This window comes from Nitrosomonas aestuarii (assembly GCF_003046585.1).
GTDB lineage: Bacteria > Pseudomonadota > Gammaproteobacteria > Burkholderiales > Nitrosomonadaceae > Nitrosomonas > Nitrosomonas aestuarii.
Genome location: NZ_QAAE01000007.1, coordinates 1 through 25909, shown reverse-complemented (window position 1 = coordinate 25909; position 25909 = coordinate 1). Strand labels below are relative to the sequence as shown.

At 44.4% G+C, this 25909-nt stretch carries 21 protein-coding genes and 1 pseudogene; 12 read left to right on the top strand and 10 right to left on the bottom strand.

Translation table 11 applies throughout. From position 1 onward, the window contains the following. Positions 1-960: 960 nt before the first annotated feature. Together C8R11_RS07655 and ubiB are read left to right on the top strand one after the other, a co-directional pair. Entirely contained in the window at positions 961-1554 is a 594-nt protein-coding gene (locus tag C8R11_RS07655; protein WP_107795198.1) for a ubiquinone biosynthesis accessory factor UbiJ, read from the top strand. Positions 1555-1675: 121 nt separating this feature from the next. Continuing rightward, entirely contained in the window at positions 1676-3190 is a 1515-nt protein-coding gene (gene ubiB / locus C8R11_RS07650; protein WP_107795197.1) for a ubiquinone biosynthesis regulatory protein kinase UbiB, read from the top strand. 77 nt (positions 3191-3267) lie between these two features. Here ubiB and C8R11_RS07645 read toward each other — a convergent pair whose 3' ends face one another. Continuing rightward, the gene (locus C8R11_RS07645) at positions 3268-4845 is read right to left on the bottom strand and encodes an APC family permease (protein WP_107795196.1); all 1578 of its coding nucleotides are present in this window, start codon (positions 4843-4845) and stop codon (positions 3268-3270) included. Positions 4846-5015: 170 nt separating this feature from the next. Between C8R11_RS07645 and C8R11_RS07640 the strand changes: the two genes are divergently transcribed. The 8 genes from C8R11_RS07640 to ettA all read left to right on the top strand — a co-directional run bounded on the left by C8R11_RS07640 (position 5016) and on the right by ettA (position 12627). Then, positions 5016-5324: a (2Fe-2S) ferredoxin domain-containing protein gene (locus tag C8R11_RS07640; protein ID WP_090701883.1), complete on the top strand. Its 309-nt coding sequence runs from the start codon at positions 5016-5018 to the stop codon at positions 5322-5324. Positions 5325-5357: 33 nt separating this feature from the next. Beyond that, positions 5358-5975, top strand: coding sequence for an alpha/beta hydrolase (locus C8R11_RS07635; protein WP_107795195.1), 618 nt, complete (start codon positions 5358-5360; stop codon positions 5973-5975). A 305-nt stretch (positions 5976-6280) separates the two neighbouring features. Further along, on the top strand, positions 6281-6478 hold the full coding sequence (locus C8R11_RS17140) for a transposase (RefSeq protein ID WP_219908571.1): 198 nt from the start codon (positions 6281-6283) through the stop codon (positions 6476-6478). 513 nt (positions 6479-6991) lie between these two features. Continuing rightward, on the top strand, positions 6992-8743 hold the full coding sequence (locus tag C8R11_RS07625) for a peroxidase family protein (protein WP_107795194.1): 1752 nt from the start codon (positions 6992-6994) through the stop codon (positions 8741-8743). Between the two features lie 2 nt (positions 8744-8745). Further along, a complete protein-coding gene (locus C8R11_RS07620) occupies positions 8746-10161 on the top strand; it encodes an FAD-binding oxidoreductase (RefSeq protein ID WP_107795193.1) in 1416 nt (471 codons plus the stop codon). A gap of 75 nt (positions 10162-10236) precedes the next feature. Then, positions 10237-10569, top strand: a complete 333-nt coding sequence (locus C8R11_RS07615; protein WP_090701893.1) for a YnfA family protein — start codon at positions 10237-10239, stop codon at positions 10567-10569. Positions 10570-10626: 57 nt separating this feature from the next. Beyond that, positions 10627-10857, top strand: a complete 231-nt coding sequence (locus C8R11_RS07610; protein ID WP_107795192.1) for a DUF2835 domain-containing protein — start codon at positions 10627-10629, stop codon at positions 10855-10857. Positions 10858-10962: 105 nt separating this feature from the next. Continuing rightward, a complete protein-coding gene (ettA, locus tag C8R11_RS07605) occupies positions 10963-12627 on the top strand; it encodes an energy-dependent translational throttle protein EttA (protein ID WP_090701896.1) in 1665 nt (554 codons plus the stop codon). A 235-nt stretch (positions 12628-12862) separates the two neighbouring features. On the opposite strand, the gene argE is transcribed toward ettA, so the two are convergent. The 7 genes from argE to C8R11_RS07570 all read right to left on the bottom strand — a co-directional run bounded on the left by argE (position 12863) and on the right by C8R11_RS07570 (position 21052). Next, a complete protein-coding gene (argE, locus tag C8R11_RS07600) occupies positions 12863-14032 on the bottom strand; it encodes an acetylornithine deacetylase (RefSeq protein WP_107795191.1) in 1170 nt (389 codons plus the stop codon). 304 nt (positions 14033-14336) lie between these two features. After that, entirely contained in the window at positions 14337-14909 is a 573-nt protein-coding gene (locus tag C8R11_RS16690; protein ID WP_244907598.1) for a septal ring lytic transglycosylase RlpA family protein, read from the bottom strand. A gap of 211 nt (positions 14910-15120) precedes the next feature. After that, a complete protein-coding gene (coaE, locus tag C8R11_RS07590) occupies positions 15121-15735 on the bottom strand; it encodes a dephospho-CoA kinase (protein ID WP_342352463.1) in 615 nt (204 codons plus the stop codon). A gap of 6 nt (positions 15736-15741) precedes the next feature. After that, complete coding sequence (locus C8R11_RS07585) at positions 15742-16602, bottom strand: prepilin peptidase (protein WP_107795189.1); 861 nt, start codon at positions 16600-16602, stop codon at positions 15742-15744. 219 nt (positions 16603-16821) lie between these two features. Then, positions 16822-18048 carry a type II secretion system F family protein gene (locus tag C8R11_RS07580; RefSeq protein WP_107795188.1) on the bottom strand — a complete coding sequence of 409 codons (1227 nt, stop codon included), beginning with the start codon at positions 18046-18048 and terminating at the stop codon, positions 16822-16824. A 201-nt stretch (positions 18049-18249) separates the two neighbouring features. Further along, on the bottom strand, positions 18250-19659 hold the full coding sequence (locus C8R11_RS07575) for a GTPase/DUF3482 domain-containing protein (RefSeq protein WP_107795187.1): 1410 nt from the start codon (positions 19657-19659) through the stop codon (positions 18250-18252). 7 nt (positions 19660-19666) lie between these two features. Further along, complete coding sequence (locus C8R11_RS07570; protein ID WP_107795186.1) at positions 19667-21052, bottom strand: DUF2868 domain-containing protein; 1386 nt, start codon at positions 21050-21052, stop codon at positions 19667-19669. 191 nt (positions 21053-21243) lie between these two features. Here C8R11_RS07570 and C8R11_RS07565 point away from each other — a divergent pair, with 191 nt between their 5' ends. Next, positions 21244-21945 carry a type 1 glutamine amidotransferase gene (locus tag C8R11_RS07565; RefSeq protein ID WP_107795185.1) on the top strand — a complete coding sequence of 234 codons (702 nt, stop codon included), beginning with the start codon at positions 21244-21246 and terminating at the stop codon, positions 21943-21945. A 25-nt stretch (positions 21946-21970) separates the two neighbouring features. Here C8R11_RS07565 and C8R11_RS07560 read toward each other — a convergent pair whose 3' ends face one another. Continuing rightward, positions 21971-22978, bottom strand: a complete 1008-nt coding sequence (locus C8R11_RS07560; protein ID WP_107795184.1) for a metal-dependent hydrolase — start codon at positions 22976-22978, stop codon at positions 21971-21973. Between the two features lie 519 nt (positions 22979-23497). Beyond that, complete coding sequence (locus C8R11_RS07555) at positions 23498-25345, bottom strand: sigma 54-interacting transcriptional regulator (protein ID WP_107795183.1); 1848 nt, start codon at positions 25343-25345, stop codon at positions 23498-23500. A gap of 310 nt (positions 25346-25655) precedes the next feature. Here C8R11_RS07555 and C8R11_RS07550 point away from each other — a divergent pair. Beyond that, positions 25656-25909: pseudogene (locus C8R11_RS07550) on the top strand (alginate export family protein); the annotation flags it as partial.

Genomic DNA, 25909 nt, shown 5'->3' with positions numbered 1-25909 from the left:
CGCTGCCAAGTATGGCACTGCGGTCATAGCAGTTATGCAATGTACAGAATTTATAGCATTCTCTGCTATTGATGGTTTAATTCATTCCACTTGCACTAACAGACTTAACCGCTAACGTAAAACGCGAAACAGTCTGTGTTTAAGAACTTCATTTTTTCATTCACTTGATTCCACGAAACTCGGTGCGAATCATCACAAGAAAGCTATTACATGTCCAAGGGTATTCGAAACGCCCATATATCAATCAAGCTATCCTTATTCAGAATCTTGGAAATCGTAAATGCACCACGTAGCTTTTCTGGTTTGTAGCCGGTTGCAGCATCAATCGGTTATTTTTCTACAAACATGAATTGCATATCCTTAGCAAGGACTTCACCGTGAGCATACCAGGCAAACTCTATCATTCGGAATGACCATCATGAACCGATAGCGGGTTACGCCATTGCGTGATCCAATGGTGCTGTCTTGTAAGCTGGCTGCAAATTACCTGCGGCCAACTGCTGTTCAAAAAAAATGTGTGGTTACCTCCTTGAGCGTCAGAACAACCAACCGATTAATGACGTATCGCACTTAAAACAAGTGGCGGCTTATATATTTTAACCATACAATCCAGCTGTTTTCTATTTTGAAGATATTCTTTTACTAACCATCTGACAGCAATTGATTGTCGATTGATTTTGATTATTCTGACCTATGATGCAATAAACGACATCGATTATTAACGAGTTCTTATAGACTGATAAATGATTATCTTGCGATGTAGCTTACAGCACCCGTCAAAATAGAGATACAATAGCGACGTATTGAAATTGAAGCGGATGTGTAAATAACCGATGCAATGTAGCAACATATATTGTTTACTTGATAGAATAACGTAGTGATTGTATTAATTAAATCATATTTTTTATTTCTTAATTACCTGTCAGTTTTAACAACAAGTAATTTTCCAGCAGATTGAAAATGCCAGCATCCTTTGCGACAAATCCACTCAATTACATCCTGCGCAGTGAAAGCTGGGCGTGTAAACGATTGCAGCCACATGAAGGCAAAATTGTTTGTATTCGTATCCCGCCAATCGCACATTTTAAAATGATCGTACTGGCTAATGGTGAGATGCAAAGCAACACGGACAATCTTGAAGCAGATACCACACTTTCGATACTACCCGCAATCTTGCCAGGATTGATAATGCATGATGAGTCAGCTTATGACGGTATTAGCATATCGGGCGATGCTTTATTTGCAGAAGATCTCATTACTGTCAGTAAGTATCTTAAACCCAATTTTGAACAGGCACTTAGCAAAATACTCGGCGATATCCCAGCGCATCGCATCACCAAGGCTAAAGATAGTTTCTTCCAGTGGCATATTCATCTGGTTAAGAATTTATCAGATGCACTTGGCGAGTACTGGCAGGAAGAACGGCCAATTATTGCCAAATCCAACGCAATTAAAGACTTCTCGCGCCAATTAAATGAATTGAAGCATGATGTCAATCAACTAGAACACCGGATTAATCAAATCTTTTTAAAAGATACGCTCAATAACCGTTAAACTGCAAGTCAGCCAAATATATTCGATCAACCATTCATTGTCCAGCGTCAATTAAATCATAAATCGGCTTAACTTTTTTTAGAATTAAAAATTCTGAAAATAAACATTCAAAAATATTTTAATGCGCATATTTCGCCTCCTAAAAATACAATCTGTTGCATTTCGTTTTGGACTGGATGAGTTTTTTTTAAGTCACGGCCCATTACGGTTTCTAAAGAAACCCATCCAATGGCTGACTTTCTGGCGCAATCTAGACCGTCCACGTGGAGAACGGTTACGCCTCGCCCTGGAAGCGTTAGGTCCTATTTTTGTCAAATTTGGCCAAATGTTGTCGACCCGGCGAGATTTGCTGCCGCATGACATTGCCGATGAACTGGCAAAACTGCAAGATCAGGTACCGTCTTTTTCTTCGGATATCGTTCTAACCATACTGGAAAAAGCTTATGGGCGAACAGTTGATGAAGTTTTTCTTAGATTTGATAAGAAACCGGTTGCCAGCGCTTCTGTGGCGCAAGTTCACTTTGCAGTTTTACATGATGGCACTCAAGTCGCTGTTAAAGTTTTGCGGCCCAGTATTGCACCCATCATCGCGCATGACATCGCATTGATGGATACCGGCGCCTGGCTTGCTGAATCTTTGTGGCCGGATGGGAGACGCTTAAAACTCAGACAGGTTGTATCGGAATTTGCACGTCATCTGGATGACGAACTTGATTTAATGCGCGAAGCAGCCAACTGCAGTCAGCTGCGGAGAAATTTTTCAAACTCCCCATTATTACTGGTTCCGGAAGTTTATTGGGATTACTGCCGCGACAATGTGATGGTCATGGAGCGTGTTTCGGGTGCTCCGATCAGTCATGTTGACGAATTGGTCGAGCAAGGTATCGATATTCCGCAGCTGGCGCGCGTTGGCGTTGAAATTTTCTTCACGCAGGTATTTAGAGATGGTTATTTTCATGCCGACATGCACCCTGGCAATATTTTCGTTGGACAGGATGGCCGATATATCGCAGTTGATTTTGGCATCATGGGCACACTCAGTGATGAAGACAAAAACTATCTGGCGCAAAACTTTCTGGCTTTTTTCAGACGGGACTACGGACGTGTTGCGCAGGCCCATGTGGAAGCCGGCTGGGCGCCCAAGAATACCCGTGTGGATGATTTTGAAACGGCTATTCGCGCCGTTTGCGAGCCTATTTTTGACAAACCACTCAGAGAAATTTCATTCGGACGCGTATTGTTTCAATTGTTTCAGACATCACGTCAATTCAATGTTGAAATTCAACCGCAACTGGTATTGTTGCAAAAAACACTCCTTAATATTGAGGGGCTGGGACGCGACCTGGACCCCAATCTTGATCTCTGGAAAACAGCCAAGCCATTTCTTGAAAACTGGATGTCTGAACAAATTGGATTACGCGGCTTAACGAGCCGTATGCAAAAGGAAGCACCCAACTGGGCTATAATCTTTCCACAATTTCCCCGCCTGCTTCATCATTTATTGTCTGAAAACCGTAATCAGGGACTTGAAGAAAAAATGCAGCTTTTAATTTCAGAAAGCAAGCAACAAAACCGTCTGCTGATTTTAGTGATTCTATTACTAATTGCATTACTGCTGTGGCAGACCCTGTTATAAATTCATTTACCAGGCAGATTTCATCTACATCTGCTCCAACACGATGCAAACTTGGTTTGGCAGACTGCAAAATCAAGTCAATCCTTCTTCTGACCTGAAAGCAGATGACTGACAGACTTATCGATCCCGCCATTACCAGTGATCAGCTCACCAGGTTTGTCAGGCACCATGTGCGCCCTTTCAAGGGGTAGTGTTTCCCCGTTAAAAAATCTGCGTTCTCGTAAATTCCATAATATCATCAGTAGAATACCGAAAAATAATGAAATGACACCGATGACAAACACCGCACCCACTCCCGCTATGGAACCGCTTGATCCATATTCGGGGTCTATCATATTCCATGCTTGAAGCACAGCCACAATAATCAAGACGGCTGCAGCCATGGCAGGCAAAATGACTTGTGATAAAGCAGTATGCCAATGATTAAAGGCAGTTCGATGAAAATAGAGCGCACATGACGATGCCGCCACAATATAAAAGGTACAAACCGCGATGCTGACGCTGTGAATCGTATCTTCAACAATCGACTCGCTGATCAAACTCAACGTCATATAGATGACTAATGTCATCAAGCCAATTGTCCAGGTGGCAAACTTCGGTGTTTGCGTTGCTTCATTCACAGACGCAAAGCGATGCGGGATCGCCCGGTAAGTCGCCATCGCCAAAGCAATACGGGCTGAAGGCATGATTGTTGACATTGTCGCCGAGAAAGCTGAAACACAAATGACAATGGCAGCAACCAAAGCGCCCTGATTCCCGACAATGTCTGTTGCCAATGCCGTAATACTGGATCCAATATTGTTCGGATGCGTCAGGCTCGATTCATGATTTGGATCAATACCGGCATACGCCAACGCCGCGATCGAGAAGATCACATAGGTAAAAACAGTAATACTCATGGCAATCACACCACTGCGGCCGGCCTGTTCAGAGCTGCCGTCAGTTTCTTCGGACATGGCCAGCGAAGCATCGAATCCCCAGAATATGAACAATGCAATCATAAAACCGCTCAAAAAGACATCAAATGAAGGAATGGCAAACGGATTAAACCATTCCCATGAAAAAGGCTCAGCAGTACTCACCGCGTCACCTTGCAGGACGTGCATAAACAAGGCTGCAGCGAGCAGAATAAGTATTGCATATTGCGCAGCGGTTAGAATTAGCGTAGTGCGCGAAGATTCCTTGGCGCCAAGCGCTGTAATATAGGTGGTACTGAAAATAAAAAGTACCGCGACTAAAATATGGAACCATATTGGCGTATCATCCATTCCAAAAATGACCGCCGCTGAAATCACCGTGATCTGGGTCGCGGCCACACCGGCCAGTATACTACCCAATAGAAGCGCCCATCCACCGAACCAACCAACGCGAGGCCCTATTGCCTTGGTACCCCATGTAAAAATGGTACCTGCATCCGGTGCAGCAGCTGTAAGATGTTTGTAGGACAATGCCACAAAGAACATAGGAATGACAGACAAGATAAATACAATTGGCAATTGATAACCGCTTCCGGCTGCACCGTAACCCAATGCACCGGCCAGGGAATATGCCGGCGCAGTCGCCGCCAGACCGATTGTGACCGCAGCCAATCTGGATACCGATCCTTTTTTGAGGCCCTTTGCTTTCAAGCCATGCATCTGTGTTTCTTCGTGCATCTTATCCTCTGTCTGTTATTTTCCGGGATTTAGAAAATAGAACCTTTTGGTGTGGGGCGGAAAGTAGCAAATATTTAAATCCAAGTCAAAAAAACACAAAATATGTTTAAATATGTAAACAGCCCGCGCGTATAATCTGTAAATTTCGAATTAAAACTCTAGCGATCAAAATGAATTACTATCAACACCATGTATTCTTTTGTACCAATCAACGCGCGGACAATGCCGTCTGCTGTAACAACATGGGTGCACAAGAGCTCCGTGATTATGCCAAAGGACGAATTAAAGCGCTCAAACTGCATGGTAAAAACAAGGTGCGCATTAACAACGCCGGTTGCCTTGACCGTTGTGACGAAGGCCCGGTTATCGTCGTTTATCCAGAAGAAGTCTGGTATACCTACATAGACAAAGAGGATATCGATGAAATTATCAATGAACATCTGATCAATGGCCGCATTGTAGAACGTTTAAAAATCTAGTACGCCATCAATATTGATTGTACTGAATTTTTTATGCATAAATTTTTCATTGACGGCCCCGCTGGCAAAATTGAAACCATACTGGCGGAACCAAAAATCAGGCCCAGAGGCATCGCAGTAATTGCACACCCTCACCCGCTACATGGCGGAACGATGGACAACAAAGTGGTATATACCTTATTCAACAGCACACTTGAACTCGGATTTATTGCAGTCAAATTCAATTTTCGCGGTGTCGGTGAAAGCGAAGGTATTTTTGACCACGGCACTGGCGAAGTCGACGATGTTGCCGCCGTAACACAGACCATTCAAAATCAGTTTCATGATCATTCAAGTGAAATGCCGCTGCTACTCGCCGGTTTCTCGTTTGGTGGCGGTGTTCAGTTACGTGCAGTCGAACGGTTAAATCCACAATCGCTGATTTTGATAGCACCATCCATACAACAAACAAACACGCCGCTCCTCCAAGAAATACGCGAGCATACTTTAATCATTCATGGCAACAAAGATGAAATTATCCCGTTAAATACGGTGCTCGACTGGGCAGCTCCACTTTCATTACCGATTGTTGTCGTTCCTGGTGTCGGACATTTCTTTCATGGCAATCTGACCTTACTCAAGCGAATTATTCACAAATTCCACAAGATATAGCAACTCAAAGATCTAATTACCAGGCGTTTCTCAACTTCCGCACCTGAAGCTATTCGTGGATCACTACGTACATTGACTCGAATGCAATTAATACAGACTTCTGCTGCCCGGTGACCAGATCTGAGTGGGTATCACGATATTTCAACTACATACAAAATTATATTCAAATCACTTGCATGTAGATATTTGGAGTCACATAACGAAATTGCGAATTTGGGTGTAATGATTTCAGTCATTGTTAATGAATTATCCCCGAACTGATTGCAGGCAAAGCCATTGGATATATATCTGCGGCATAGTCACTTATTACCGTAGGAAACAACCCGGAACGCTTAAAGTCTGAAGCTGACTTTGCCGCATTATGCGGTGTCAAGTCAATTCCTGCCTCACCAAGCAAGGTCAACAGAAACAGATTGAATCGTGATGGCGATAGAGCAGCCAGCAGCGCGCTGCATATTATTGCAATAGAGAGACCGAAGACAGACGTCAGAACTAAAGAGTAAGTTGAGAAACATTTAACTCAGGACCACACGAAACTTGAAGCGCTTCGCTGTCTTAAACGTTATATCGCAAGAGAGCTATATTACATTTTGAGAAAGATGGATAATTTTATCAATATGCACTGACAAAATAATGTTGTTCCACAACCTGGGAACCGCAATTGAATTCCTTATGCCTAGCCATTTTCATCACTCATACGAACAGAATGAATTTCTAGCCTGAAACAATGGCATCAAATGCACTGACAACACCGGTTGTTGTCATTGTAATGTGTCAAAAAAATTGACAACCCCTTGGTCATTGCGTACGCTTCAGCAAGCAGAGACACTGATATTCACCGTTTTTTAACGAGTTCATTCAGGCACTGGGGTCATTTTCTGCAAACAGTTTCAGGGCAATAAGCTGCACAAATTTGTTCCGCCAAGTTTAGCAAAATTAAATATAAAACAACGAGGTTCAAGGTTTACCCGTATGACTAGCGTATAAGTCCTTTACATTTTCTGGGAGTCGTTAAAATGTTTAATCGTCCCTGGCATAAATTACCCGTTTTACTCGCTTTGCTGAGACTCATTCAGTTTCGCACTCAATTAAGAAAAAAAAATCTTCACGACACCGCCCACTTACCTCACTCCGACAAGCTCCCCAAGCCCGTTCCCGACACCAGTCAATCCTATTTGACCACCCGCACGATCGATGGCAGTTTTAATGACCTTAAACATCCGGAAATGGGCATGGCCGGAACCCGCTTTGGACGCAATGTACCATTGCAGGATTCCATCACAGATACACCCAACATACACAGCCCCAACAGCCGAAAGGTAAGCCAGGCATTGCTTACTCGAAATAACTTTATTCCAGCAACTATTTTGAATATCAACGCGGCTTCCTGGATTCAATTCCAGACACATGACTGGTTCTCGCACGGGCGTAATCAACCTGACAATCAATGGGAAGTGCCAATCGAAGGTAAAGATACCTGGCCGCAGGATCAACGTCCAATGAAGATTGACAAAACGCTCGCTGATCAAAGCCGCCCAGCCGCTTCAGACGAACCGCAAACGTTTGTCAACACCGAAACACACTGGTGGGATGCTTCCCAGATATATGGCAGCAATCAGGAAACCATCGACAAACTCCGTTCGCATACTGATGGAAAAATGCGTATTGAAAAAAGTGGTTTCTTACCCTTCGATCCGGAACTGAAAATTGACCTGGTCGCCTTCCCCGGCACCTGGTGGTTCGGATTAAGCATGCTGCACACCTTATTCGTCAAGGAACATAACAGCATCTGTGATCATCTCAAACAGGCCTATCCACAATGGAATGACGAGCAGCTTTTTAATCATGCACGACTCATCAACGCAGCGCTGATTGCAAAAATTCATACGGTCGAATGGACACCGGCTATTCTTCCACATCCAGCCACCGCAATGGCAATGAATATCAACTGGTGGGGCTTGCTGGGCAGGAAATTCAAAAACATGTTTGGCCGCATCGGCAATAGTGAGATACTCAGTGGCATACCGGGCTCAAAGGCTGAACATCATGCTGCACCTTATTACCTGACAGAAGAATTTGTTTCTGTCTACCGTATGCATCCACTGGTACCCGATCAATTTGATTTCTATTCTCATCGGGATGGAAAATTTCTTACCAGCAAACCATTCATGGCGGGGTTCGACAAACAAGCCCGCCCGATGATGGAAGATATCGGCATGGAGAATCTGTTTTACTCATTTGGTATTGCACACCCAGGTGCATTAACGCTGCATAACTATCCCAACTTTCTGCGCAAGCTGGTCAAACCAACGGGCGAAGCATTTGATCTGGCCGCAGTAGACATTCTACGCGACAGGGAGCGCGGCGTGCCGCGTTACAACCGCTTTCGCGAACTGGTGGGGCGTGAACGCGTGAACTCGTTTGAAGAGATCACCAGCAACTCTCAATGGGCACAAGAACTCAGAGTAATATACGACAATGATATAAATCAGGTTGATTTAATGGTGGGTCTTTATGCCGAAGATCTTCCCGAAGGATTCGGCTTCAGCGACACCGCATTCAGAGTTTTTATTCTGATGGCTTCGCGCCGGTTGAAAAGCGATCGCTTTTTTACGGATGATTACAGAGCCGAAATCTATACTCAGGAAGGCCTCGATTGGATAGAAAACAATTCCATGCTGACTGTTTTGCGCCGCCATCATCCCGGGTTAGCACCCGTCCTGACTAATGTAACAAATGCTTTTGCACCCTGGCCTAAGCGGACATAGTCATGCAAGTACAGATACAGACTTCATCGCAATTTAGCAATTGGGGTAAAACCATTGTTTCCCATCCCAGGGTGGTTGTAAAACCCGACTCGGTGGACGATTTGATCACCTTATTAAAGGATACTGAAACCTTTCCGGCTCCGATACGCGCGATTGGGTCAAATCACTCGACCACGCAATGCGCTGTCGCCAACGGTGGCACCATTGTCGACATGACTGCCTTTAACAAAATTCTGGATATCAGCACTGAAAATCATACGGTGACTGTTCAGGCAGGCGCATTATATATTGATGTCGCGCATGCGCTGTGCGAAAAAGGGCTGCAGTTTTTTGTCAATGTAGAGCTTGGCAATTTGTCTCTGGGCAGCGCATCCAGCGGCGGTACCAAAGATGCATCAATGCCCGGGGAGTTCGGTCAAGTCTGCTCCTATGCAACAGTATTGAAAATGGTCACGCCACAGGGAGAATGTATTGAAATCAACGAATCCGAACCTGAACTGCTGCGAATGGCGCGCTCGAGTTATGGCTTGTTCGGCATTATCTATGAGGTCACATTTAAAGTACGGCCTGCACAATCCCTGGCGTTGCGTCACAAGACCTATACACTTGATGAATTTATTCAGACCTTGCCCGCATTGACCAACCGTCCGGATACTGAGCAGGAATCAATGATGTTCTATTTGTTTCCATTTCTGAATGAAATTGCGGTGGAGTTTCGAAAATATATTGATAATACCCCCACTAAGCCAACAGGCACTTGGCAGTGGAAATTGAGAAACTGGACATGGAAAAATCTAGCCCCCGGTGTCGGGTATATTCTGACCCGATTTATTCCTTTCAAAACCATACGTTACAAACTGGTTGATTTTTTTAACCAGAAAGTTCAACTGGTTCTGGAACGGATACTCAAGAGTCCATCCGGAACCAGTGCAACAGATCAGATTATTCGTTATCCGCATCAATCCACCTGGACTAAATATACATTCAGCATCTGGGCCTTCCCGGAAGAAAAATACTCTGAAATCCTGCCCGCTTACTTCCAGTTCTGCCGAAATTACTATCAGCAGCATGGTTATCGCTGTAATATGCTGAACGTCGCTTACCGCATTCTTAAGGATGACAACTCCTTGTTTTCTTATTCATCAGCAGGTAACGTCATGACTCTCGACCCGGTTTCTACCGGTGATCCAGGCTGGGAGGACTTTATTACCGCCTATAACGAATTTTGCAGCAATCTGGGTGGCGTTCCATTATTCAATCAGACGCGCGGCATCACCCCGTCACAAGCACGCGCTGCATTCGGCAGTCGCCTTGACAAATTTGAAACATACCGGCAGCAATATGATCCTGACAACCGACTGTTGAATCAATACTTTCGAGAACGGTTAAGCCCGTCTGCACCACATCAGGTTGATTAGCGGAATAAACGGTTTCAATAAGATACTTTGCAGATACAAATCTTAAATAAACAAAGAACCACATACTATTGAATCATGTTTGCAATTAAAACCGTTTCACTTTTTTTTGCAACAGCTTTGATGGAAATCGTTGGCTGCTATCTTGTTTATCTTTGGCTCACACAGGGAAAAACTGCATGGCTATTAATCCCGGCCGGATTGAGTCTTGCTGCGTTTGCATGGTGCCTGACATTACACCCGACTGCTGCAGGCCGGGTCTATGCAGCGTATGGTGGCATGTACATTTTCGTCGCCATTTTCTGGTTATGGGCAGTAGATGGAATCAGGCCTACCTTCTGGGACATGGTAGGCGCATCCGTAGCACTTATTGGCATGGCAATCATCATGTTTGCACCAAGAGCCTCTTGATGCACATAATTATTTATACGAACAATCTGCATTGGTATTTTTTTATTGATTAGTGCAATGCATCAGCGTTTACATATCGTTCTCAATATCTCTCCGCAAAAACTAATTTATTATTACGAAGGCGTAGCAAGTACCGTCGTGACAAAAACAACAGATGGCCGTATCATACGTTTCCCCGCTAAAATTTTACGCTCGGTAGTGCAGGCAGACGGCGTGCGGGGTATATTTGAGCTGGTTCTCGACGAGAACCATAAATTTGTTTCAATTACCCGTGTTCGGGGTACGTAATCTACAATCATACTTGCCCACTTTCATTGGTGGAAAAGCTGCGTTACACTCTATTCTTCTGTATATCCAATCAATAATGTTTTTTTCACTTTTATAGTCTAACAAATGGCCCAATATGTCATGTCTATGCTCCGCGTGAGCAAAATCGTTCCACCGAAACGTCAAATCATTAAGGATATTTCACTGAGTTTCTTTCCCGGTGCAAAAATCGGCCTGCTGGGACTCAATGGTTCCGGAAAATCCACTGTGTTGCGTATCATGGCAGGTGTGGACACCGAATACGACGGCGAAGTACAACGCCTGTCCGACATACGTATCGGCTACCTGCAGCAGGAGCCACAACTGAACCCTGACCACACCGTGCGTCAAGAAGTAGAAGCAGGCATGGGGGAGATTATCGAGGCGCAGAAAAAGCTTGATGCTGTTTATGCCGCTTATGCAGAAGAAGGGGCTGATTTTGACGCACTGGCTGAAGAACAGGCGCGACTGGAATCCATACTGGCCACTGCAGGGAGCGATACCGAGAATCAGATGGAAATCGCAGCGGATGCGTTACGCCTGCCGCCATGGGATGGTGTGATTAAAAATCTTTCCGGCGGGGAAAAACGCCGCGTAGCCTTGTGCAAGCTGTTACTGGAAAAACCCGATATGCTGCTGCTCGACGAACCCACCAATCATCTCGATGCTGAATCGGTCGAATGGCTGGAACAGTTTTTGGTGCGCTTTCCTGGAACCGTGGTGGCGGTTACGCACGACCGTTATTTCCTCGACAACGCTGCCGAATGGATACTCGAACTCGACCGCGGGCAGGGCATTCCGTGGAAAGGCAACTACTCAAGCTGGCTGGAGCAGAAAGAAGCGCGTCTGGAGCAGGAAAGCAAACAGATCGACGCGCATATGAAAGCGATGAAAAAAGAACTTGAATGGGTACGGCAAAATCCAAAAGGCCGCCAGGCAAAATCGAAAGCACGTATCGCTCGGTTCGAAGAACTTAATTCTCAGGAATATCAACAACGCAACGAAACGCAGGAAATCTATATCCCTCCAGGTGAGCGACTTGGTAACGAAGTCATCGAATTCACAGATGTGTCCAAGGCCTATGGCGACCGGTTACTGATCGACGGCTTGAGTTTTCAGATGCCCCCCGGTGCGATTGTCGGTATTATCGGCCCGAATGGCGCGGGTAAATCTACGCTGTTTAAGCTCATCACCGGCAAGGAACAACCTGATTCAGGCGAAGTTAAAATCGGACCCACCGTCAACATTGCCCATGTCGACCAAGCGCGCGATTCACTGGAAAACGACAAAACTGTATTCGACGCCATCTCCGGCGGCAACGACCTGCTCACTGTCGGCAAATACACCACCCCTGCCCGCGCATATCTCGGTCGCTTCAATTTCAAGGGCGGCGATCAGCAGAAAATCGTAGGTCAGCTCTCCGGTGGCGAGCGCGGGCGCCTGCATCTCGCGCAAACACTCATATCGGGCGGCAATGTACTGCTGCTCGACGAACCGTCCAATGATCTCGACGTGGAAACCCTGCGCGCACTCGAAGACGCCCTGCTCGAATTCGCCGGTTGCGTCCTCGTCATATCGCACGACCGCTGGTTCCTCGACCGCATCGCTACTCATATCCTTGCCGCTGAAGGCGAATCGCACTGGACGTTCTTCAACGGTAACTATCATGAATATGAAGCCGACAAGATCAAACGTCTTGGCGAAGAAGGTGCGAAACCGAAGCGGATACGGTACAAGCCGATTAGCCGGTAAAATCAAAAGTGGATGCATCCAGAACTTACATATCTGTGAATCTGTTGTAATCGCGCGATGTGAAGTGCAAACAAAATGTCGGGTATTTGATGGTTGAGAAAGAATAGGAAAGCATAGACGTTAATCGAATTAAAAAAAGCTATGAACCCGGAAAGCCAGGTTTGTATTGGTCAATATTGCTAAGCTGTTTTTTTCATTTTCTGAAATGGTTGTCGGATATGGCGCACTCGGTCATCTACAAACAGTATTCCGCAATTAACTCAGACAGAATTTCTACGCAGGGCTGAATACTCGACAGCTCAATAAATTCATCAGGTTGATGCGCCTGTGCGATATTACCGGGACCTAGGATAACTGTATCGATGCCAAGTTGGGTTAGGTAAGGACCTTCGGTACAGAAAGCAACTGCGTGCGCAGCGGCATGGCAGTGATGCTCGCAACTTCTCACAATGGGCGAATCGATAGGCGTGTGCATCGGCGGCGTACCGTGTATCAGCGGAAACAATGCCCAGTTGACACCGGTGCTATTCAGTATCTTTTCCAGGCGCGCATGCAATTCTTGGTGTAACGCGTTGCTATCCATTCCTGGCAGTGGACGCATGTCAAAATGAACCTCACACTGATCGCAAATGCGGTTGGGGTTGTCACCACCATGAATATGTCCGAGATTGAGCGTGGGTACCGGCACGGCAAATTGTTCATCCCGGTATCGGCGTTGCAGGTCTGTACGCCAGTCAAGCAGCTCGCCAAGCACCTGGTGCATATATTCCATTGCATTCAGTCCCAGTGCAGGATTACTGGAATGTCCTCCCCGTCCGATTAGTCGTATGCTGTTCATCGATATGCCTTTATGCGCGTTTACCGGTTTGAGTCCAGTCGGTTCGCCAATGACAGCGTACCGCACCGGTGGGCATTCTTTTTGCAGCAACATTTCCGCACCTTCCATTGAGCTTTCTTCATCGGCAGTGGCCAGTATAACCAGAGGTTGTTTGAATCGGGATGTATCAAATCGCTTAACGGCTTCAATGATCAATGCAAAAAAGCTTTTCATGTCAGTTGTGCCAAGTCCATACAGACGATTATCCTGCTCAGTCAACTTAAACGGGTTATGGTGCCAGAATTTTTCATCATAGGGCACAGTATCAGTGTGTCCGGCCAGCATCAAACCCTGGTTCTTCTCTTTGTCCCGGGCAGGCCCTATTGTCGCCAGCAGATTTGCTTTATGCGGTTGTTTCAGCAATGGCATAATTTCCACCGCAAACCCAAGCGATTCAAACCACCCGGCCAGCAGATCAATGACTTCACGATTACTGACATCAAATGACGGGCTGACGCTACTCATTGAGGGCTTGGCAATGAGCTGCCGCAGCATATTCATAAGGTCAGGAGTGGCGTATACTTTCATGGTTGATATGTGTAATGAGCCTCGTAAAAACAGCCGCTTTAGCAAGCTGTTGAAAATTATCGACGTTACTTCCCGGTATAAAAAAGATTAAAATACTTGTTTATCAGACAAAAAGTTTGCTTTGTCGTAACACACTGTCTACTTTCGCGTCTCGAGTCGACTTCCGCCACTCAAAATTTGCTGCCGGAAGTTTTGTCGTTTGCAGCGACTTTCATCGACTGCCTCGAGTATATTTATAACGACATGTCTAAGCTAGCCCGAGCGTACTGGCTTTTCATCATGTAAACTGAAAAATAAGTACTGACTAAGGGTTACTTGCCAGTGTATCCAGGTATTCCACTCTTACTTCAGCCAACCCATGTTTGTCCAGACCGATTTTTTTTGCCGCACCATGGGACAAATCAATGATTCTATTTCTTTTGAAAGGACCGCGGTCATTTACAATGACATCCACCGATCGACCATTACGCAAATTGGTCACCCTGACCTTGGTCGGCAAGGGCAAGGTTTTGTGCGCGGCTGTCAGTTCATGTGGATTAAAGCGGACACCCATGGCAGTTCGATTGCCAGATTCTGATCCATACCATGAGGCTATGCCCTTTTCGCTATAACCGACCGCCGAACGCATTGGATAATAGGTTTTGCCTTTGACTGTATAGGTTCTGTTATAGGGTGCATTTGGAGAGGGCTTGTGTATGCTTGTTGTTTTGGATGGAATTGTAGTCGGCACAGGTGCTCTAAAAGGGGTCGTGCAGCCCACAAACAAACTGGTGAACACAACTAGTAGAATGGTTAGTGAAAAACGTTGGAACCCGATAGCGGATCGCGGTAACAAAGTAAATTGAATTAATTCCTGTCGAACTGAGCTAATAATCACTGAATAATTCTCGCGCCATGAAAATAAAAATCATCTACCGGACAGTTTTTTGCCTGCATTCATTTTTGTGTGCTTGGACCGGTATGATACATGGGTTCTTTTTACTACAGGACATACCCTCGGATCAAGTGATTTTTCTATCAACTTAACCTCAATTCTAATTCACAGGTTTCGATCAACAAAAATGTAATCGCGTTATAAACTTCAAGCGTTATTTTGAAGGGTGATCGCTGGCGGACAAGATAAGATAATTTTGATGAAGCCTTAAAATCTGTTCATGCAGATTATCGATGCCCTGATTATTGACGACAATATCATCAGCATTTTTCAGGCGATGCTGACGGTTGATCTGAACCGCCATTATGGCTCTGACTTCTTCAGCATTTAAACGGCTGCGCGCCATCGTGCGTGTGATCTGCAACTGCTCATCACAGTCAATAACCAGGATGCGCTGAATCAAATGATCATAATCACTTGTCTCAAATAGTAATGGAATGGCTACAACTACATAAGAAGACTGAGAGCGCTGAACACGGCGAACGGTCTCTGCGAGAATCAGTGGGTGCAGCAGTGCTTCCAGTTGATCACGCTGACTGTTATCGGCAAAAATAAGCTGGCGCATTTTTTTTCTATCAAGTTCGCCCTCCAGGGTAATGAAAGCATTACCAAACAGACTGCGTATCGACGCAATCGCTACGCCGTTTGATTGTGTCAACTCATGTGCGATCAGGTCGGTATCGATCACATCGATACCCAGTTCTGTAAATATTTTGGCAGCACTGGATTTCCCGCAACCGATTCCGCCAGTCAAGCCAACTGTCAACACCACGAATCAGAATAATCCGAAATAAGCATGCGTAATTTCATGCCCCCAGAATAAAGCAATCAACGCACCTCCAGCCAGATATGGACCAAAAGGAATCATAACACCCTTATTGAGTTTGGTTGCAATAATCAGCCCAACACCGGCAACCGCGCCAACCAGCGAAGAAAAAAGTATTACCAGTGGCAATACGCTCCACCCAAGCCAGGCACCAATGGCAGCCAGCAATTTAAAATCACCGTAACCCATACCTTCTTTTCCGGTAATTATTTTAAAAAACCAGTAAATCGCCCATAACGACAGGTAACCTGCAACGGCACCAATGACTGCGGAATGCAATTCGGTAAACCCGCCGTGAATATTGACAAGCAATCCAAGCCAAAGTAGCGGCAACGTAATATCATCCGGCAATAGTTGCGTATCAATATCAATGGCAGCCAATGCAATCAGCGCCCAAACAAAAATCAAGGCTGCCACCATCATCCATCCAAAACCAAAGTGCCAGGCCACAAAACCGCTCATTATGCTTGTAGTAACTTCAATCAGAGGGTAGCGCAATGAGATTGGTGTGTGGCATTCAGCACAACGCCCCCTTAAAAAAAGATAGCTCAAAACGGGAATATTCTCCCAGAAAGCAATTTGATGATGGCAATGCGGACAGGTTGAACGGGGGGAAGCAATATTAAAAGTCGGCAGTGTTTCAATAGATTCACCGCTAAACTCCGCGCATTGCTGCCGCCAGTTTCTTTCCATCATTTTAGGCAAACGATAAATCACGACATTAAGAAAACTACCCACCATTAGGCCAGTAATGGCAGCAAAAGTAATCAAGAAAGAAACTGAATCATGCAACTGACTAATCATTGACATAATGAAATGAATTTATGAAATTGCGCTATATAACAAGAATAAGCAGGGCCTGATTTAAAACTGACCAGATTTTTCCGTGATCAAGATTCTAGCGCCAGAACTTGAATTAAGGAAAATTTTATTAACAAGCCGCCTCTAAGAATTTGCTTTTCTATTATAAAAATTGCAGACTGACACATCAATTCAGCTGTTATATTTATGTAAATTAACTAATTAAGGCTAACCGACAGCCATACCCATTTTAAAGATTGGCAAATACATGGCAACAACCATACCACCAATCAATGTACCGAGCACGACCATGATCATTGGCTCCATAAGACTGGACAATGCTTCTACTGCATCATCAACTTCCGCCTCAAAGAAATCGGCAATTTTACTCAACATGGAATCCAACGAACCGGCCTCTTCACCGATGGCGACCATTTGTAACACCATGTTTGGAAATAATTCGGTAGTTGTCATAGACGATGTCAATGCATTACCCGTACTGACATCAACTTGAATCTTTTTGGTCGCCTCATAATAAACATAATTACCTGCAGCACCCGCAACTGAATCCAGTGCTTCAACAAGCGGCACACCTGCAGCGAACATGGTTGATAATGTCCGCGACCACCGCGCAATGGTTGCTTTACGAATCACGTCACCCAATACGGGCAATCTCAATACCAGCCTATCCATCACTTTTTGTACGGCTATTGAGCGCTTCCAAACATACAAAAAACTGTAAAGACTGCCTCCCACAAAACCGAAAATTGCCCACCAGTAACTCACAAAAAAATCCGATAGTGTCATTACAAAAAGCGTTGGTGCTGGCAAATCCGCGCCGAAACCATCAAATAAATCTTTAAATGATGGAATAACAAAAATCATGAGAACAGCGGTAATTACAAACGCGACCACAATAATGGAAATCGGGTAAAACAATGCAGATTTGATTTTCCCTTTAATAGCCTGAATTTTTTCTTTGTACGTAGCCAAACGATCAAGTAAAGTATCCAAAATACCTGCAGCTTCTCCCGCACCGACGAGGTTACAAAAAAGTTGGTCAAAATAAAGTGGATATTTGCGAAAAGCATCCGCCAGATTGCTGCCGGTTTCAACTTCGGTTTTAACATTCATCAATAATTTGCTTAAAGCACGATTGCTGTGCCCCTTACCGACAATATCAAAGGCTTGAAGCAAGGGAACGCCGGATTTCATCATGGTAGCAAGCTGACGCGTAAAGAGTGTGATGTCTTTATCTGTAACTTTGCCGCCCGCTTGATAAGTTTTTTTTACTTTTGTGACCTTGATGCCTTGGCGTCGCAATGCGGCAGTCACAACAACAGATCCGGCTGCACTCATTTCGCCTTTAATTTGTTTGCCGTTTTTATCCTTACCTTCCCATGAAAAATTTATTTCCTTAATTTTTTTTTCAGTACGTGCTGTCACAGCGCCCATGTTTACTCCTTAAAGCCGGGTATATTGATGATCAATTCGAAAAACTAATGATTAGTTTTAATAGATTGCTGTATATACGGCACAGGATTGAGATTGCTTAGATCAAAGCAGCCTATTCCAGCACAACCTATCACAATGTATTTATGGAAAAAAGGCGTAGCACTGTATAAACGGAAAAGAATGATAATAAAATTACATAACTCAAAAACTGTTTGAAGACTGCCCCAGAATACCGGCGATCAGTTTGGATTCAATTTCCAGATACTGTTTATTGTTATTGCGGGATACCGAAGATTCATGCCATGCCGGATTCTGGCGTAGGGTACTGATGAATCCCGTCCAATTTTCAGGCAACTGTGCTTTATCCGGCGTATCGACCTGCACCGTATCACAGGCGGCATGGCCGCGATGCATCAGTTTTTCCAGCAATTGCTTTTGACGCAAGTAGAGTACCTGCAGTGTATTTTCATCAACACATAACCATTTTGTACCTTGAACAGTTGCCCTGATCTCATCTCCATAGCGTTTAAAAGTCGACCAGCTAGCCCCAGCCAGTGCACCCAGCGCACTCGCGGCCCCCAAGCTCAAGCCACCGACCATAAGATCGATACCCGCTCCCGCCGCTGCCCCTTTCGCTGCAGCACTACCGACATCCAACCCGTAAGCTTTGAGTATTCCGGGTGCAAAAATATCAAGTTGCCATTGGCCATTACTGACTGGAATTTTTTGAATAGCAACATCTTTTTCCGAGAAATTAAAAATAGACAACAGGTCGTTAAGGCATTTCTGTTCTGCTTTTCGTACAAAACTATGTATTCGGTCTTCATGCAATGGATCCACTAACTGATTGCTCTTCAGGCTCTTATTTTCACGGTAACAGGCAACACTGACCACCAATTCTGCAATACGCTTCGCGCCGGACAAGCATAGTTGTTTCCATACTTTTGCACGATGATCAATCAGCTTCTGCAAATTATCATAATGCACTTCCACCAGTGTTTGAATTTTCTGGTACAGCCGTTTCTCGGCATCAAATGTAAATGCAACCGTATCGAATTCTAATGTTGCATGTATGTTGTAGGTAGCCAGTTGTTCACGCCAGTGAAACAGTTCCTGTTTATGCCCGGCGATAAAATTGAAGACCGGTATAATCGGTTTTGCCGATCGGGTGAGTATTTCCAGCTCAATCCGGTATTTTTCCAGGAAAGGCTCTCGCACATCAATAACATACAGCAATACGTCGCTGCGTAAAACCTGGCGAATAACCTTCGCCTCCTGTTCCAATGAATCATGCACGGAAATATTGGCGACAAAATCTTCCAGTATTTTTACAGGTGCTATCGATCTGGACTTTGCACTTGCCTTTTTTAAATATGCGAACAATGCATGTGTGTCCTCTAATCCGGGCGTGTCATGAAGATTCAAGACGGGCAGATCGCCTACAAAAATTGTAGCCTGTTCAACATGGCGTGTCGTACCTGCCGCATCCTCAATCTCGCCAAATTCGGTACTGCGCAACATCGTACGAATCAGTGATGTTTTACCGGTATTCGTATGTCCAACCACAGCAATATTCAGCAAAGAATGTGAAGCGGAATTATTATTTACCATGAATTGTTTATTGAGTAATCACGTGTTCAGCAGGAATTGCACAAGCTTCTGCCAAGCGAAACCAGGCCAGCTCACGATTGTTTGTCACGGATACAGCAGGATATTTATTCAGCAGAATCAGCCATGGCTTGCAGCCTGTAGCAGCGATCAGATCCCTGACGATGCGTTGAACACCCCTATCCGGCAGACGATAAACCGCCACACCGATTACCAATGATCCATTGAGTTTTTTAACCAGTTCAATAGCTTCCTCATGCGTTTGCTGATCTATAATATTCAAACGACAGGTAACAGAATCCGGCCAGTTGATCTGACCATCCAATTCGATACCCAAAGCATGCGCATTAATCGGAATTGTATGATTAACAGGGTGATGCGCAACTTCGGCAGGTTGCTCACCGGCCAATGGGTCCGCATCGATAATTTTTGGATTTACTTTACGCGCCATCAAGCGTTGGCGCAAATCAATAAAATAAGGTAAGTACAAATCCAACTTGAACCGATGCTCCGACCAGCTCAGCATCAAAGTCGATACGGCAAGCAATAAAATTCGTGGCAATAGACCATAAACCAATAAAACACCAATTAGAAACCGTGCCCAAGCTCCACGTGTTGCTGCATCCTGTCTTCCTGTATCCATTCTGCTGGCCGCGATCTGCTGACTATCCGGTATTTCCAGACCAATATAAACCAATGGCTTGCCCAATGATTCAGTCAGTTTAGGCAGGCTGCTGTCTGGCAACAATGTGGTCCCCCAGACAAAATTATATTGTTTGGCCAGCATAAGCAGAATCAATAATACAAGACCTGCAGTAAGATAAACCAACCAGAATTGATGTGTCAGGATGCTGATACGCCATTTTCCGACACCTCCAGACAAACAACTCTCCCACCAGCCACGCCTCGCCAATGATTCAACTGAGTCATTTTCTTTATTCCGAAACGGTAGCCAACTCGCAAATTGCGCGGCAACGCCACTACTCAAGCCCTGCAAATTAAACGTGATACCGGTGACCCATAATATCAGCGACAGCAGATTAAACCCCAGTAACACTGTAAGCAACCAATAAATATCTAATGTATATGACTCGCTAACTGCATTGCCAGCAGCCAATCCACCCAGAATAGCCGCAGCAGTCATGCAGACCCAACTTGCCTGCCTGAACTGTTTTCTCGGTTTTATGATGATGTCTTCGAGTCTGTTATCCTGTATCAGGCGATTCGCGCGCACGGAGAGACGCCGTATAAAGTCGGTATATTTAAAATCGACCGCAACCTGATTCTCCATATCAGAAATACTGGCATAGGATAGTTCTGCAGTTTTAACAGACTCTATTCTGCGCAACTGTTCGACACGCACCATATCAGTGAAAGAATTATTTCTTACTGCCATTGATAAAAAAATTTCAAGAAAATAAAAGGTTAGTCAAAAAATTGAAAAGATGGAAATGACATTGATCATATCGAAATCACGAATAAGAAATCCGGAACAAAATTGACATATGTTATCAGGAGAAAATATGATTGATACACAAATCAAACACGACTATCAGATCTTTTAAACAATTATCGGCAGGAAATCCTATGAAACCAGTTGCAATTTTTAGACATTTACCTATAGAAGGGCCCGGCTATTTTGCCACATTTCTCGACAACAATCATATCCCATGGCAATTGATTAAAATTGATACCGGCGCAGAACCACCAGACAGTGTTGATTCATATAGCGGATTGGTTTTTATGGGCGGCCCTATGAGCGTAAATGATGATTTGCCCTGGATTGAATCATCACTGAAGCTCATCAAACTGGCAGTCGCCCATGATATACCCGTATTGGGACATTGTCTGGGTGGTCAGTTAATGGCCAAGGCATTGGGTGGCGTTGTCAAGCAAGATCCATTCAAGGAAATGGGCTGGGGAAAAGTCGAAGTGCCAGAAAACCCGGTGGCACGCGCCTGGTTTGATGACCTATCAGAATTCGAGACTTTTCACTGGCATGGTGAATCTTTCAGCCTGCCAGAAGGAGCAACGTGCATACTTTCCAGCCTCTATTGTGAAAATCAGGCATTCGCCATGGGCATTCATCTGGGCATGCAATGTCATGTCGAGATGACAGAACGCATGGTAAAAGACTGGAGCGATGTCAGTTTTGAAGAAGTCATACAACTAAATGTGCCTTCCGTACAGTCTCCAGCCGAAATAGAAACCAATCTAACAGAGCGTGTTACGAAACTCAATACGGTAGCTGACCGCCTGTATACAAAATGGATTGCCGCATTGAAATAACGGCCTTATTCGTTATGACCGAGTATCAGTCAAAATCCCTCCCCATTAACAGCGTCATGAATTTTTTTCGTGTTTCACCAGATGCATCTCGATATAAGGTATATCTGGCATGCTGATCTGGCTGTGCGACGTCCATCTCAATGCCCCATAGCGGAGACAGATTCATCGGCAGATTTGAATAGCGTACATCAATCAGCACATCGGGCTGTTCTGGCCAGATAGCAACGAGACCATCGGAAAAAGTTGTGAAACGTTTGATATCACCCGCCAGCAGGGAAGATACCGGTAACTCGGGCATATCGCGTGCCAGATCAAATAACTCGATAGAATCTCCTGGATAAACACGCGCATCTGAAAAAGGACCGACCCGTATTGCATCTACATATAGCCGACCTTCAGTCTGGTAAATCGAACGCCAGAGTACCAGATTGGCCAGCGTCGGTTTGACCAGTAGTCGTTCGATAGCGTGTCCCCTCTCCTGGGCCAAAGTTGCAGCAACGTTTTCAGCACGCTGCAGCTGCATCCAACCCAGTGACAAGTAAATGGCTGCCAGTAACAATCCCATACGTGCCGGGGTATGTGTATATTTCCTGAATGCCATAATCACTGCAATCAATAGTATCAGGGTAAACACCGGATCAATGACGGAAATAATATTAAACGCCAGACGATCATCATCAAGTGGCCATAACAAATGCGTGCCATAGCTGGTAAACGCATCCAGCATACCACTCAGACAGTAACCAAGAAAAGCAAACAGGTAGATACGTGCAAACGGCAAGCGTTTGCGTAAAAAGGGCCATAACAGAAAAGCGGCAATCAGTGCACCCAGCGGGACGAAAAAAATAGAGTGCGTAAAATGCCGGTGAAACTCGATATTGAGCAGCGGATCGTTTTCAGACTGAATCAGGATATCCGCATCAGCAATAATCCCCGCAAGAAAACCGATACCCGCAGCTATACGTGTTTCATTATTTTTTGCACCCGATTGCGCCATACCTGCACCGAGCAAACCTTGAGTCAATAAATCCATAATGCCTGAAATGTGTCAAAGAAAAAATATTCGTTCGCCTAATGAATACCGCTTAGTATAAAAGGGTAAATGATAGAGCTGCGGGTTTTTTAAGCAATTTTCTAAATTGACTCCTTGTGTCACTCAACATGCTGTTTATAGCAAATGGAAGATTTATAAGTTTAAAGAGATAGAAAAACAACTCAAATTATGTTCAATTGAAGTGCTTAAGTATATTGATAATAAAAAGATGCTGCTGATACTAAGCTAGGAATTGCTGCAAATTGATTTTTTTTATGAAGCATAAAAGACTGATGGAATGGATACAAACAAAGATGGTAAAATCATCCAGCTACGTGTCCCCGATACTGATGAGAAAGCGAATCGAAGTGCTATCCATGAAATTATTCGTAACCGTTGATTGAATTAGAGAAACTTTCCAAACTCAAGAAATTGCAATCAAATTATCAAAGAGTTAGCGTTAATTCAATGGCTTTTTGTAGCCTAACACTGAATTTCGTTATGTAAAAAGACAAAATATCATAGATAATCAGACTTATTGACACCATGTATCTTCATTCTATAAGCTAACGTGGATGGTTTGATGCCAAGCAATGCAGCCGCACCATCTGTACCCGATATACGCCAGTTTGTAAGTCGCAAAACAGCAATCATATTTAATTTTTCTTTTTCACGAAAAACAGCATCAGTCACAAATCCAGCTTTTTCAGTTTGATCAAATGGTGGCATCGGTTCCGATTTCCCATTTTGGGCATGGCCTGGCATGGCAAGGTCGAGTCTCAGCCGATGACCCGTTGTAAGAATAACCGCTCGTTCGATTATATTTTTGAGCTCTCGGATATTACCCGGCCAACTATAGCTATTCAAAAATTCGAGCTGTTGACGAGTCAATGATAATGGCTCGCGTCCAAATTCCTGGCAAATATTTTTCAGAAACTGTATTGCAAGTGGTCCGATATCCTGGATTCGTTCCCGCAGCGGTGGCACCTCGATAGGAAAAATGCTCAGTCGATAATATAAATCCATACGAAATCGTCCGGACTCAACCTCTGCTTTCAAATCACGATTAGTCGCAGCAACAATACGCACATCTACCTTAATCGTTTTGTCATCGCCCACACGTTCGAACTCTTGCTCCTGTAATGCACGTAATAATTTCCCTTGTAAATCGAGCGGGATTTCACCTACCTCATCCAGAAAAAGCGTACCACCTGCAGCAAGGTGAAGCCGACCGACCCGGTCACGATGCGCGCCTGTAAATGATCCGCGCACATGCCCAAAGAACTCGCTTTCAAAAAGCTCTTTAGGAATTGAGGCACAATTAACTTTAACAAGCGGTTTTTCCGCACGGACGCTATTAGCATGAATCGCCCGAGCAACCATTTCCTTACCAACGCCGGATTCACCTAAAATGAGCACACTGGTTGAGGTTCTAGAGACTGCCTCAATCTGAGCCAGTGTACGTTTCAATGCCTGGCTTTCGCCAATAATCTCACCGAAATTAACGGTGATATTAATTTCATCACGCAAATAATCGCGTTCCCGTTCGAGCAGTTCTTTTAAAGTTTTTATTTGAAGATAAGCTGCCTCGCGTTGCTGCTCGTTTTTCCTGCGTTCCGTAATATCACGATAGACAACAACAGCCCCTTTTACCTCACCATTCTCACGAATAGGTGTACTGGTATATTCAACAGGAACCGGTGTCCCGTCTGTACGCCAGAAAAATTCATCATCTCCCTGGTGCACCTTGCCATCTGTAAATGCGTTATAAATTGGGCACTCACTACTTGGATAAGGCGAACCATCTGGATAGGAATGATGGTGAATATCGTGTAATGATTTCCCAATGACATCTTCAGCACGCCAGCCCAATATCCGGGTGGCCGCTTCATTAACAAAGGTTGTATTACCATATTTATCAACGCCGTAAATGCCCTCCCCCACAGCGTTGAGAATCAATTCATGCGTCGTTTGCAATTGATTGAGCTTATTGACCGCCTGGGTGTAATCTGCCATCTCGGTGAACACCAATAATACTTGCTTCTGCTCATCGTCAGTTTGTCGAATCCTCCAAACCGACAACAATCCACTCGGTGTTGATTTAATTGAAGAATCTATTTTTTTCAAAGATATTGTCCTGCCGCACACTTCACTCTTCTCATGTATCACCTCCCTGATTTGATTCTTAAGAGAGGATACATTCTCATGGCTAAATAATTCCTCCACTGGCAGTGCAATCGCAGCTGTATCTGATAAGCCCAGATATTTACGCCATTTTGGATTGATATCACGGCAGACAAACCCCTTATCAATTACAGCAATAAACAGTGGCGAATAGCGAAAATGTTCATTAAACGCGTTAATCATTATTCAATAAATCACAGTTTTTTGTGAATCGTATCACAAAATTTTAAGAATCATAAATTTTTGATACTTTACTAAACAATAAATTAATTATTTATCAATAGGTTAATAGTTGGCATGAATATTGATATACATTGAATATAAATTTTTTTTATAGCCATATTCAACGTTATCAATATTACAAGGTGATTTTCATGATGATTAACACTCAATTCCGGCAGTTCCAGCTTTGCCGCATGGCAGACCAGATTGCTGTAACGGTACAAAATATAACCAAAAAAAATCTCAATCAGAAAACAATAACCAAGTCATTATGTCACTCATAACTGCAACCGCTAAAAAATGTCTGCTCAAATTCGGCCTGATCACGGGAATCATCATCATTTTAGCTTCACAAGCTTTCGCAGATAAATCAGCGCAGAATACAGTAGTCAACACCAACTCTTCATCTGATAAAAATAATGCAGACTGGTCAAAAGTACCGCCTGTCAGTGCGCCACCGAAACCTGGCTTGTTTTCAGGACCACCATCGGGACCGGGCTATTACTCTGTCTGGGACATGATTAC